Annotated in this window: 14 protein-coding genes; all 14 read left to right on the top strand. The window is 71.7% G+C overall.

What is annotated here, in order from left to right; genetic code table 11:
• Window positions 1-109: 109 nt before the first annotated feature.
• Window positions 110-568 carry a prepilin-type N-terminal cleavage/methylation domain-containing protein gene (locus tag ACZ5HG_RS08595; protein ID WP_464181806.1) on the top strand — a complete coding sequence of 153 codons (459 nt, stop codon included), beginning with the start codon at window positions 110-112 and terminating at the stop codon, window positions 566-568.
• A gap of 94 nt (window positions 569-662) precedes the next feature.
• Window positions 663-1,121 carry a hypothetical protein gene (locus ACZ5HG_RS08600; RefSeq protein WP_464181808.1) on the top strand — a complete coding sequence of 153 codons (459 nt, stop codon included), beginning with the start codon at window positions 663-665 and terminating at the stop codon, window positions 1,119-1,121.
• Between the two features lies 1 nt (window position 1,122).
• Window positions 1,123-1,764, top strand: a complete 642-nt coding sequence (locus tag ACZ5HG_RS08605) for a PilW family protein (RefSeq protein WP_464181811.1) — start codon at window positions 1,123-1,125, stop codon at window positions 1,762-1,764.
• 80 nt (window positions 1,765-1,844) lie between these two features.
• On the top strand, window positions 1,845-3,398 hold the full coding sequence (locus ACZ5HG_RS08610; RefSeq protein ID WP_464181812.1) for a polymer-forming cytoskeletal protein: 1,554 nt from the start codon (window positions 1,845-1,847) through the stop codon (window positions 3,396-3,398).
• Between the two features lie 43 nt (window positions 3,399-3,441).
• A complete protein-coding gene (locus tag ACZ5HG_RS08615; protein WP_464181814.1) occupies window positions 3,442-4,230 on the top strand; it encodes a prepilin peptidase in 789 nt (262 codons plus the stop codon).
• A gap of 109 nt (window positions 4,231-4,339) precedes the next feature.
• A complete protein-coding gene (gene pilM / locus ACZ5HG_RS08620) occupies window positions 4,340-5,410 on the top strand; it encodes a type IV pilus assembly protein PilM (protein ID WP_464181817.1) in 1,071 nt (356 codons plus the stop codon).
• Entirely contained in the window at window positions 5,407-6,102 is a 696-nt protein-coding gene (locus ACZ5HG_RS08625) for a PilN domain-containing protein (RefSeq protein ID WP_464181819.1), read from the top strand. Before pilM ends, ACZ5HG_RS08625 begins: the two co-directional genes overlap by 4 nt.
• Window positions 6,102-6,941 carry a hypothetical protein gene (locus ACZ5HG_RS08630; RefSeq protein ID WP_464181820.1) on the top strand — a complete coding sequence of 280 codons (840 nt, stop codon included), beginning with the start codon at window positions 6,102-6,104 and terminating at the stop codon, window positions 6,939-6,941. Before ACZ5HG_RS08625 ends, ACZ5HG_RS08630 begins: the two co-directional genes overlap by 1 nt.
• An 84-nt stretch (window positions 6,942-7,025) precedes the next feature.
• A complete protein-coding gene (gene aroC, locus ACZ5HG_RS08635) occupies window positions 7,026-8,216 on the top strand; it encodes a chorismate synthase (protein WP_464181822.1) in 1,191 nt (396 codons plus the stop codon).
• On the top strand, window positions 8,213-8,788 hold the full coding sequence (locus ACZ5HG_RS08640) for a shikimate kinase (RefSeq protein ID WP_464181824.1): 576 nt from the start codon (window positions 8,213-8,215) through the stop codon (window positions 8,786-8,788). The genes aroC and ACZ5HG_RS08640 overlap by 4 nt, the downstream gene beginning before the upstream one ends.
• Window positions 8,785-9,906, top strand: a complete 1,122-nt coding sequence (aroB, locus tag ACZ5HG_RS08645) for a 3-dehydroquinate synthase (RefSeq protein ID WP_464181825.1) — start codon at window positions 8,785-8,787, stop codon at window positions 9,904-9,906. The genes ACZ5HG_RS08640 and aroB overlap by 4 nt, the downstream gene beginning before the upstream one ends.
• Window positions 9,907-9,976: 70 nt before the next feature.
• Complete coding sequence (locus tag ACZ5HG_RS08650; protein WP_464181826.1) at window positions 9,977-10,507, top strand: Pycsar system effector family protein; 531 nt, start codon at window positions 9,977-9,979, stop codon at window positions 10,505-10,507.
• Window positions 10,508-10,631: 124 nt separating this feature from the next.
• Window positions 10,632-11,195 carry an elongation factor P gene (gene efp, locus ACZ5HG_RS08655; RefSeq protein ID WP_464181828.1) on the top strand — a complete coding sequence of 188 codons (564 nt, stop codon included), beginning with the start codon at window positions 10,632-10,634 and terminating at the stop codon, window positions 11,193-11,195.
• 1 nt (window position 11,196) lies between these two features.
• Entirely contained in the window at window positions 11,197-11,613 is a 417-nt protein-coding gene (gene nusB, locus ACZ5HG_RS08660) for a transcription antitermination factor NusB (protein ID WP_464181830.1), read from the top strand.
• The last annotated feature ends 168 nt before the right edge of the window (window positions 11,614-11,781 follow it).

Genomic DNA, 11,781 nt, shown 5'->3' on the forward strand with positions numbered 1-11,781 from the left:
GGGTGATCAAGTGCTTCGGGAGCGGGGCCGATGCTGTGAGTGCAACACCCTGACCGGCCGTCACGGCCGGACTTGAACCTGACATTTCGCACACTCTCGGGAGCACAGCGTGATCGCTCGTTACCGCAAGGCCATTGAGGACAAGGAGCAGGGCTTCACGCTCGTCGAGCTCCTGGTCGTCATCATCATCATCGGCATCCTCGCCGCCATCGCCGTGCCGGTGTACCTGAACCAGCAGGCGAAGGCCAAGGACTCGGCCGTCAAGTCCGACCTGGGCAACGCGAAGATCGCCGTCGCCACCGCGCTGGTCGACTCCCCGAACGCCGACTCGGTCGTCCTGGGCGACTCGGACACCCCGAACGAGTCCGCACCCGAGGTGAAGTTCACCTGGTCGGACAACACGGTCGAGGTGAACGGCGCGGCCACCACGGGTGACGTCACCGTGACGATCACGAACGGTGAGTTCACCATCACGGCGACCTCCTCCACCGACAAGGTGTTCGCGGTCGACCAGGACGGCGGCATCTCCGAGGTCGCCTCGACCCCCGGCGGCGGCTCCACGAACTGATCCCAGTTCCGCACGGTTCGGCCGGGCCTCGGGGGCGCACGCTCCCGAGGCCCGGCCGCACGTCCGACACCGGCACCCACGAGAGGCAGGCACGGTGCAGCAGAGCACCTGGCGCGACCGGCGCCCCGCGCGACGGGGCGGCGACGAGGGCGTCGGCATCATCGAGATCATCGTCGCGATGACGATCTTCGGACTGGTGATGGCCGCGGCCGTCCCGCTGATGTACGCCTCTGCGGTGCAGTCCGCCCGCGCCTCCCAGCTCGCCACCGCCAGCCAGATCGCGAACCAGCAGCTCGAGCGCGCGCGCTCCGCCGGCACCAGCTGCACCCAGCTCCAGAGCCACCTGGCCGGCTCCTCGGCGAACGCGGAGAGCCAGACCAACGACTCGCGCGGGATCGACTACGTGATCGAGGAGACCGACCCGACGACGATCTCGTGCCCGTCGACGGACGGACTCGTCGCGTACTCGGTCACCGTGACCGCCGACACGAACTCCGCCAAGCGTCCGGTCCAGGCCACGCTGAGCACCAAGATCTGGGTCGGGAAGGACTGACGTGGGCCCTCTGCGCCGGATCGTCCGCCGGGCACGCGCCGCCGGCAGCGGTGGCGACGACGCCGGCGTCTCGCTCGCCGAACTGCTGGCCTACATGGTGCTGTCCGGGATCGTGCTCGCGATCGTCGGCACCCTGCTGGTGCGGTCGCTGGTGACCCAGCGCGACGTCCGCGACCAGGCCACCGCGTCCAACGCCGCCCAGGTGGTCCTCACCGACATGCAGGGAGCGCTGCGCAACGCGGTGAGCGTCCAGACCCCGTCGAGCTTCAACGGCTCGATGCTGCTGGTCAAGACGCGCGTGGGCGACGACGACTCCCAGGAGTCCTCTTTCGAGTGCCGGGCCTGGTACTACCGGGCGAGCACCGGCGAGCTGCTGACGGTGCGCGGCGCGACGGGTGACGACGCGGTCACCCGTGGCCTGACGACCACCTCGGACTTCTCCGGGTGGAACGTGGCGCTGGGCGGTGTCCGGCCGTCCGCGCTCGGTGGCAGCGACCAGGTGATCTTCAGCGCCGAGGGCGCCACCGGGGCGCAGATCCGGTTCGAGGTCGTCGACGGCCAGGACGGGTCGAGCCTCACGATCAAGTCGGCTGCCATCCCGCGGCCCCAGGGAACGAGCACAGGGAACGACTCATGCTTCTGATCCGACGGCTCCGCACTGCCCGTGGCGACGAAGGCGCAGCCCTGGTCACGGTGATCGCCATCTCGGTCATCGTGGCGATCGTGAGCGCCACGATGGTCGCGACGGTGACCTTCGCGACGAGCACCTCGGCGGTCTCCCGGGCGGCGGTGCAGGCGCAGGCCTCCGCCGAGAACGCGGTCGACCGCACGATCTCGCAGATGTCGCAGTTCGCGAAGGGCGCGGAGTCCACCTTTGTCTGCGGGCTGCCGTTCGAGGACATCACGCCCTCGGGCACCGCGACGACGCAGGTGTCGATCGCGTACCGCGTGGAGGGTGCGTCCACCTTCTCCTGCCCGATCCCGACGTCGACCCCGGTGGTCGAGGCCGAGGTCGTCGCGGTCACGGAGGTCGCGCTGTCGACCGGTGACGGACCGCGCACGGCGAGTCGAACGGTCAAGCAGCGGCTCGAGGTGACCGACAGCGAGTCGGGCGGCTCGCTCTTCGGCTACGGGGTGTTCCTCGGCTCCTCGTTCACCGCGACCAACACCCTGACCATCGACGGAGGCGGCCTGCACTCGAACGGGACCTACGAGTGCAACAGCTCCGGCACGATCGTGGGACCGGTGACGGCGACCGGCGACGTCAAGATCACCAACGGGTGCAAGACCCAGTCCGTGCGGGCCGGTGGCAAGTTCACCTGCGACTCGGGCGGCTGGGTCGACGGCGACATCACGGCGGCGGGCACCGACCAGTCCTCGATCCAGAACACCTGCAAGGTGTCGGGTACGGTCACCACCCGCGGCCCGGTCCGGTTCACCGGGTCGTCCTTCCGCATCGGCGGCAACTTGATCTCTGCCGAGAGCTATCTCCAGTTCACCAACGAGGGCTCGTCGATGGTGGCGGGCTACGGGCGTGCGGGCGGCACGGTGACGGCACCGAACGGGACACAGGCGAACATCTTCGCCGGTGGCTACTCGGCCAACAATCCCAGCGCTGCTCCGGACGCGCCCGCGGCCGAGGTGATGCCGGCGATCACCTGGACGGACATCACGCAGCCGGGCTGGCCGCAGAAGACGATGGGCGCCTGGCTCAAAGAGAGCGCGGAGGCCAACAGCGCACCGTCGTATTCGACGTCACGGTCGGGCACGGCATGCAGCACCGACTCAGCGAACTACAACCTCAACGGCAACGTGAAGTCTTTCGACGTGCCGACGGTGGTCGACGCACGCTCGTGCGACGTCGACTTCCGGAACATCACGATCAACCTCAAGGACGACCTCACGATCGTGGTGAAGAGCTTCACGATGTCGGGCTCGTTCCGGGTGAGCTCGGTCAAGAACGGCGCGAAGTTCCGGCTGATCGTGGTCGGAGCCGAGAACACTCCGACCTGCTCGTCCGCGATGCCTTCCTCCTCGAAGGGTGACATCACGTTCAAGGAGACGGTGATCTTCGACAGCAACGTCGACACACTGGTCTACACCAACGGCACCGTGCACTCGACCAACAACGTGTCGATGACCGGTGCGCTCTACACCTGCAAGCTCGACGCCTCGAACGCGCTCAAGATCACGCACGCCGAGGTGACCCCGCCCGGCATGGAAGGCCCCGACACCGGCCTGTACGCGTTCCAGGAGACCGCTCGGTACAACCTCTGACCCGCGCCGGGTCAGGGTCCTCCGGACGCTAGGGTCAGGCACCGTGCTCTTCCTCGTGATCGTCGCCGCCGTGCTGGGTCTCGCCATCGGCTCGTTCCTCAACGTCGTCGTGTGGCGCGTCCCTCGCGCGGAGTCGGTGGTCTCGCCGCCGAGCGCGTGCCCGCGCTGCGGCGCCCGGGTGCGGGCGCGGGACAACGTGCCGGTGCTCTCGTGGCTGCTGCTGCGCGGTCGCTGCCGGGACTGCGGCGAGCCGATCTCGTGGCGCTACCCGCTGGTGGAGGCGGGAACCGGGCTGGCGTTCGTCGCCGTGCTGCTCTGGGCCGGGCTCTCGTGGTCGCTGCCCGCCTACTGGTACCTCGCCGCGATCACGGTCGCGCTGGCGCTGATCGACCTCGACGTGCGCCGGCTGCCTGACGCGATCGTGCTGCCCTCGTACGCCGTCCTGCTCGTGCTGCTCGCGCTGGCCTCCTGGACCCCCGGGGGTGATCCGTCCTGGGACGCGCTGCTGCGGGCCCTGCTCGGCGGCCTGGCGATGGGCGGTGTGTACCTGCTGATCTTCCTGATCTACCCCCGTGGCATGGGCTTCGGCGACGTGAAGCTCGCCGGGATCCTCGGGCTCGCCCTCGGGTGGGTCGGATGGGGAGCGGTGGTCGTCGGGTGGTTCGCCGGGTTCCTCCTGGGCGGGGTGTTCTCGATCGGGCTCCTGCTCGTCCGTCGGGCCGGGCGTCGTTCGGCCATCCCGTTCGGCCCGTGGATGCTGCTCGGCGCGTGGGTCGGGATCGTCGCGGGTCCGGCGCTGGCCGGGGCGTACCTGGACCTGTTCGGGGTCTGAGGCGCCGCGACCGGGTGACCTGGGCGGATCCGCGGCCAGGACGCTCAAGGTCGGGCAGGCGTCGGCCGATGAGTCTGACGAGCAATTCCTCTCGTCGGAAGGACCTGGAGTGGGTTCCGCACGCGTCATCGGGCTGGACATCGGGACGACCGCTGTCCGTGCTGCCGAGCTGGAGTTCGGGAGCGGAGGGCCGTCCGGCAAGACGCCGCCGACCCTGCTGCATTACCACCAGGTGCCGATCCCGGCGGGTGCTGTGCGCGACGGCGAGGTGGTCGAGCAGCACACCGTCTCGACCGCGCTGCGCGAGCTCTGGCAGCACGGCAAGTTCACGTCGAAGGACGTCGTGGTCGGCGTCGGCAACCAGCGTGTCGTCGTCCGCGAGATGGAGCTGCCCTGGATGCCGCTCACCCAGATCCGCGAGTCGCTGCCCTACCAGGTGCAGGAGCTGCTGCCGGTCTCGGTAGACGACACGCTGCTCGACTTCCTCCCGACCGACGAGGCCGTCGGACCGGCGGGACGTGTCGTGCGCGGTCAGCTCATCGCGGCGCCGCGCGACACGGTCACCACGAACCTGCTCGCGGTCGAGTCCGCCGGGCTGCGGGCCACGATGGTCGACCTGAACGGGTTCGCGCTGGTGCGCTCGCTCGCCCGTGGGGACCTGTCCGGTCGCATCGCGGCCTTCGTGGAGATCGGCGCGCGGATCACGACGGTCGTCGTGGCCCACGGGACGACGCCCCGGCTCGTGCGCGTGCTGCCGATGGGCGGCCAGAACATCACCGATGCCGTGGCCAGCGCGCTGTCCGTCAGCACGCCGGAGGCGGAGCAGATCAAGCGTGAGGTGGGCGTCGGCATGGGCGGCGCGGCGAGCCCGGCGCACCAGACGGCGCAGGAGTCGATCGGTGCCGTGGCGCGGACCCTTGTCGAGTCGATCCGCAACACCCTCGTCTACTACTCGGGGAACAACCCGGGGCAGGGGATCGAGGTCCTGGCGCTCACCGGTGGTGGGGCGCACCTGTCCGGGCTGGGGCAGTACCTGTCGAGCGTGAGCCGGTTGCCCGCGGTGCTCGGCGACGCGCTCGCCGGGGTGCGGATGGGCAAGAGCGCGCCGACCACGGCGCTGCGGGGCATGGAGTCGCTGGTGGCGCTGCCCACCGGCCTGGCGTACGGGGTCGCAGCATGACCGCGCTGGCAGACGGGACCGCGAAGAAGACCGAGAAGGCGCGCGGACGTCGTCCGGTCGCTGAGGCGAGCGTGGTGGGCCGTGGCCTGCCCCAGGTCAACCTCCTGCCGGAGAGCGTCCGGGCGGTGCACCGGCTGCGCGAGCTGCGTGGCTGGTTCGGCCTGGCGGTGCTCGCGTCGATCGTGCTGGTCGTCGCCGCGTGGTTGCTCGGCATGCTCCGGGTCAGCGGTGCGCAGGACGACCTGACCGCAGAGCAGCAGCGCACCAGCACCCTGCTCGCGGAGAAGGCGCAGTACGCCGAGGTCACGCCCGTGCTCACGGACCTCGGTCGCGTCGGCAAGGCCTCCGTGCTGGCCTCCGGGACCGAGATCCTCTGGGCTAGCTACGTCGACGCGGTGACCGCGGTGCTGCCCGCGAACGTGCAGCTCACCTCGCTCAGCACCAAGGTCGGTGCTCCCGACCAGGCTGATCCGCTGGTCCCGCAGGGCTACGCGTCGGTCACGTTCGCCGCGACCGCGGGCACGGTCCCGGACGTCGCCAACCTGATCGACGCGCTGAACAGCGTGCCCGGGTTCGACGGCGCGACGGTGTCGGTCGTCCAGCGCAACGACGCCCAGATCTACGACATCACGGCCAGCGTCCAGGTCAGCACGGCGGCGTTCTCGCTCCGCCTCATGGGAGAGGGGCAGTGATGGGCCAGTCGCTCAAGACCTGGGTGCTCGGGACGACGCTGCTCTGCGTGGTCGTGCTCAGCCTCGGCGGGTTCCTCGTGGTCAAGCCGCAGTTCGACGAGGCCGGCGAGCTCGACCTGCAGACGCAGACGCTGGCCGCGTCGAACGACACGCTCGCCGATGAGGTCGCCGAGCTCAAGGCGCAGTTCGCGCAGATCGACGTCTACCGTGCCGCGCTGGCCGACGCTCGGGTGAAGATCCCCGAGGCCGGTGACATCAGCGCCCTGCTGCGCGAGATCCAGGCGGTGGCGGACCAGACCGGTGTCACCCTCGTGATCTCCTCGCCCGGTGCGTCGCAGGAGTACGTCGCCCCGGAGACCGACGAGAGCGCGAACGCGGAGACGGACACGTCGGCCGCGGCAGAGCCCGCGGCAAGCCCGGAGCCGACGGCTGCTGCTGACGGTGCTGCGGACGCGGCCGCCGGCACGGACGAGCAGTCGCTGCTCGAGGAGGCCGCGGCGAGCATCGCCGACGTCGACGGGCTGTTCTCGATCCCGGTGTCGATCGATGTGGTCGGGTCCTACGACGAGGTGCGGAACTTCATCGCGACGCTGCAGACCGGCACCCAGCGGTTCTTCCTCGTCGGCGACATGACGCTGGTCCGGCTCGACGGTGGCGAGGGATCGAGCGGACGCCCGGCCTCCGAGCCGGGCGACGTCGAGCTGGCGGTGTCCGTGGCGGCGTTCGCGCTCACTCCCACCAGCGGGACGGCGACGACGCCGGAGGAGCCGGGCGCGCTGCCGCAGGCGCCTGCGGGCAGGAACCCGTTCGCCGCCGAGGTGATCGGCGCCGCCAGCTGACCCACCCACCACCCAGCCCGTGCCCCGGCCCACACCCTGGACCGGGGCACGGTGATGTCCGCCGCAGGTGAGAGGATCACGGGCATGCTCCGTTGGTTGACGTCCGGTGAGTCGCACGGCCCTGCCCTGGTGGGCGTCCTGGAGGGTCTCCCCGCAGGGGTGGAGGTGCAGTCGCAGGACGTGCGCGACGCGCTGGCCCGCCGCCGGCTGGGCTACGGCCGGGGCGCGCGGATGGCCTTCGAGCAGGACGAGGTGCGGATCCTCGGCGGGGTGCGCCTGGGCGTGAGCCAGGGCGGGCCGGTGGCGATCGAGATCGGCAACACCGAGTGGCCGAAGTGGGTGGACGTGATGTCCGCCGACCCGGTGGACGACCCGGAGAAGCTGAACCGCGCCCGCAACGCCCCGCTGACCCGCCCGCGCCCGGGTCACGCCGACCTGGTCGGCATGCGCAAGTACGCCTTCGACGACGCCCGGCCGGTGCTGGAGCGCGCCTCTGCGCGCGAGACGGCGGCGCGGGTGGCGCTGGGCACCCTGGCCGCCCGGCTGCTGGAGCAGGCGGCGGGTGTGCGGCTGGTGTCGCACGTGGTGGCGATCGGGCCGGTGGCGGCGCCGGACGACGCGGACCTGCCGACGCCGGACGACGTGGCGGCGCTGGACGCGGACCCGGTGCGCTGCTTCGACGCGGCGACGTCGGCGGCGATGGTCGAGGAGATCGACGCGTGCCACAAGGACGGCGACACCCTGGGCGGCGTGGTCGAGGTGCTGGTGTACGGCCTGCCGAGCGGGCTGGGGTCCTACGTGCACGCGGACCGGCGGCTGGACGCGCGCCTGGCGGGTGCGCTGATGGGCATCCAGGCGATCAAGGGCGTCGAGGTCGGTGACGGCTTCCGCACGGCCACCCGGCGCGGCTCGCAGGCGCACGACGAGATGGAGCGGGACGCCGAGGGGCGGATCCGGCGGCGGAGCAACCGCGCGGGCGGCCTCGAGGGCGGCATGACCAACGGCGAGGTGCTGCGGGTGCGCGCGGCGATGAAGCCGATCTCGACGGTGCCGCGCGCGCTGGACACGATCGACACCGCCAGCGGCGAGCCGGCGAAGGCGCAGCACCAGCGCTCGGACGTGTGCGCGGTGCCGCCGGCGGCGGTGGTCGCGGAGGCGATGGTGGCCCTGGTGGTGGCGGATGCCCTGCTGGAGAAGACCGGCGGCGACTCGGTGGTGGAGGTGCGCCGGAACCTCGAGGCGTTCCTCGCGTCCGTCCCCGACCTGCTGCGATGAGCGCGCCGGTGCGCCCGACGGTGGTGCTGGTCGGTCCGCCGGGAGCGGGCAAGACCACGGTGGCCGAGGTGCTGGCCGGTCGCTGGGGGACCCCGGCGCGGGACACCGACGCGGAGGTCGAGCGGGTGGCCGGCAAGCCGGTGACCGAGATCTTCGTCGAGGACGGCGAGGAGCGGTTCCGCGAGCTGGAGCGCGCGGCGGTGCTGGCGGCGCTGGACGCCGGCGGCGCGGAGCGGGCGGCGGAGGGTCGGCACGTGCTGGCCCTCGGCGGCGGCGCGGTGCTGCACCCGGACGCGCAGACGGCGCTGGCCGCGTACCGCGCGGACGGCGGCGTGGTGGTGTTCCTCGACGTGACGCTGGCGCACGCGGCCTCGCGGGTGGGCTTCAACCAGCCGCGCCCGCTGCTGCTGGGCAACCCGCGGGCGCAGTGGGCCGCGCTGATGGAGCAGCGGCGCGGGGCCTACGAGCAGGCGGCGAGCGTGACGGTGCCGACCGACGGCGTGACGCCGGACGTGGTCGCGGACCGGGTCGAGGTGGCGTTGATCGAGGCGACGACGGGGGAGCAGCGGTGAGCACGGCACGGCGGGTCCAGGTCCGGGGCGACCAGCCCTACGAGGTGGTGATCGGCCGGCACCTGCTGGGCGAGCTGCCCGCGATGATCGGCGAGGACGCCCGCAAGGTGCTGGTGATCCACCCGGCGGCGCTGGCGACGACCGCCGAGACCGTCCGCGAGGACCTGTCCGCGCACGGCTACGAGGTGCTGCTGGCGGAGGTGCCGGACGCGGAGCCGGCGAAGACCTCGCAGGTGGCGGCGTTCTGCTGGCAGGTGCTCGGCCAGGCGGACTTCACCCGGAGCGACGTGGTGGTCGGCCTCGGCGGCGGGGCGACGACGGACCTGGCGGGCTTCGTGGCATCGACCTGGCTGCGCGGGGTGCGTGTGGTGCAGGTGCCGACGACCCTGCTCGCGATGGTGGACGCGGCGGTCGGCGGCAAGACCGGCATCAACACCGCCGAGGGCAAGAACCTGGTCGGGACGTTCCACCCGCCGGTCGGGGTGCTGTGCGACCTGGCGGCGCTGGCGAGCATGCCGCGCTTCGACTACGTCGCGGGCCTCGGCGAGGTCGTGAAGTGCGGGTTCATCGCGGACCCGGCGATCCTTGACCTGGTGGAGGCGGCCGGCGACCTGGTGACCGAGCCGGCGCGTGCGGCGGAGAGCGACGTGCTGGCCGAGCTGGTCGAGCGCTCGGTGGCCGTGAAGGCGCGCGTGGTCGGCGAGGACCTGCGCGAGGCCGGGCTGCGGGAGATCCTCAACTACGGGCACACCTTCGGCCACGCGATCGAGCACGTCGAGCGGTACCAGTGGCGGCACGGCGCCGCGGTGTCCGTCGGGATGGTGTTCGCGGCGGAGCTCGCGCGGCTGGCCGGCCGGCTGGACGAGGAGGTCGTCGCCCGGCACCGCTCGGTGCTGACATCGCTCGGTCTGCCGACCACCTACCGCGGGGACCGCTGGGACCAGCTGTCGGCGGCGATGCGCCGGGACAAGAAGGCGCGCGGGAGCCTGCTGCGCTTCGTGGTGCTGGAGGGGCCGGCCCGGCCGGCGCGGCTCGAGGGCCCGGACCCGTCGCTGCTGCTCGCGGCCTACGCCGAGGTGTCCGAGGGCGCGACGCCGACGGCGGGGATCTCCCTCTAGCGGGGCACGGTCGGCCCTAGGCTGCGGCCATGAGCCGCCGCACGCCGCCCTCGCCCCGCACGGCCCGCCGGTGATCGGCGTCCTGACGCGGCGACGGACCCGCCCGCAGCCCGGCTCGGAGGACGCGTTCCGCGTCATCGACCTGACCCAGCAGTCGATCGCGGGCGCCGACGTCAAGGCGAGCGTCCTGGCGACGGCGGCGACGGTGCTCGCCGGGGTCCTGGTGACGCGGGTCGACGTCGCGGTGCTGGTGCACCCCGGTGACCTGCAGACGCGCGTCGCCGCGGGCGCCGGTCTCGCCGCGCTGGTCGCGCTCGTGGCGACCGTCGCGGCGCTGGGCGCTGTGCTCGTGCCCCGGGTGAAGCTTGATCAGCAGTGGTCGCGGTTCGCCTGGCCGGGGCTGGTGGCGAAGGAGCCTGAGTGGCTCGCTGGTCTCGGTGCGGCGGACGAGCGGGTCGAGGCATGGCGCGAGGCGGTCACGCTCGCGCGGATCGCCGAGGCCAAGCACCGGTACCTCAAGCGGGCGGTCTATCTGCTCGGGGTCGGCCTGCTGCTGGCCGGGGCCTGGGGGCTGCTCGGCGGCGGAGCGGCCGTCGGCTGACCCAGGCACCGGTCCTACCGCTGGCATGTCCCGTCTCGCGCTAAGATGATCGGCGGCCCAGCCCCGTCCCGACCCGGACGCGCGTGGTGGGGCGACCGAGACCCCTGACAGGAAGCAACGAAACGTGGCGACGACCAACGACCTCAAGAACGGCACCGTGCTGAAGATCGACGGCCAGCTCTGGACGGTCATCGAGTTCCAGCACGTCAAGCCCGGCAAGGGCGGCGCCTTCGTCCGCACCAAGCTGAAGAACGTCCTGTCCGGCAAGGTCGTCGACCGGACGTTCAACGCGGGCCTGAAGGTCGAGACCGCGAACGTCGACAAGCGCGACATGCAGTACCTGTACAAGGACGGCGACGACTTCGTGTTCATGGACACGGACACCTACGACCAGATCACGGTCCCGGCCGCGACCGTCGGCGACGCCGCGAACTTCATGCTCGAGAGCACGAACGCGATGGTCGCCACCAACGAGGGCGTGCCGCTGTACGTCGAGCTGCCGCCGTCGGTGACCCTCATGGTCACCTACACCGAGCCGGGCCTGCAGGGCGACCGCTCGTCGGCCGGCACCAAGCCCGCCACCCTCGAGACCGGGTACGAGATCCAGGTCCCGCTGTTCCTCGAGTCGGACACCAAGGTCAAGGTGGACACCCGGGACGGCAGCTACCTGGGTCGCGTGAACGACTGAGGTGGGAGCCCGTACCAAGGCCCGCAAGCGGGCCCTCGACGTCCTCTTCGAGGCCGAGCAGCGCCGGCTCGACCCGATCACCCTGCTCGCGCAGCGGATCGCGGAGCCCGGCACCGAGGCGGCCCTGCCGCAGTACTCGGTGGAGCTGGTCGAGGGCGTCTGCGCGCAGCGCGCCCGGATCGACGAGGTGATCGCGACGCACTCGCACGGCTGGACGATCGAGCGGATGCCCGCCGTCGACCGTGTGCTGCTGCGGCTCGGTGCCTGGGAGATCCTGTTCAACGACGACGTGCCGGACGCGGTCGCGGTGGACGAGGCCGTGGACCTGGCCCGTGCGCTGTCGACGGACGAGTCGCCGGCCTTCGTCAACGGCCTGCTCGGCCGCCTGGTCGACCTCAAGCCGACCCTGCTCGCCTGAGCCGCGCGCGTCACGCGCACCCTCGCACGGCCCCGGACCCCACGGTCCGGGGCCGTCCGCGTATCCAGACCCCGGACTCCTGGACCCGGACTCCCGCCGAGTTGTCATCTCTTGTCGCTTCAGCAGCCCGTCAAGCGACAAGAGATGACAACTCGGCGCGCGGGCGCG

It is taken from the genome of Cellulomonas sp. GTC20042, from assembly GCF_055389595.1.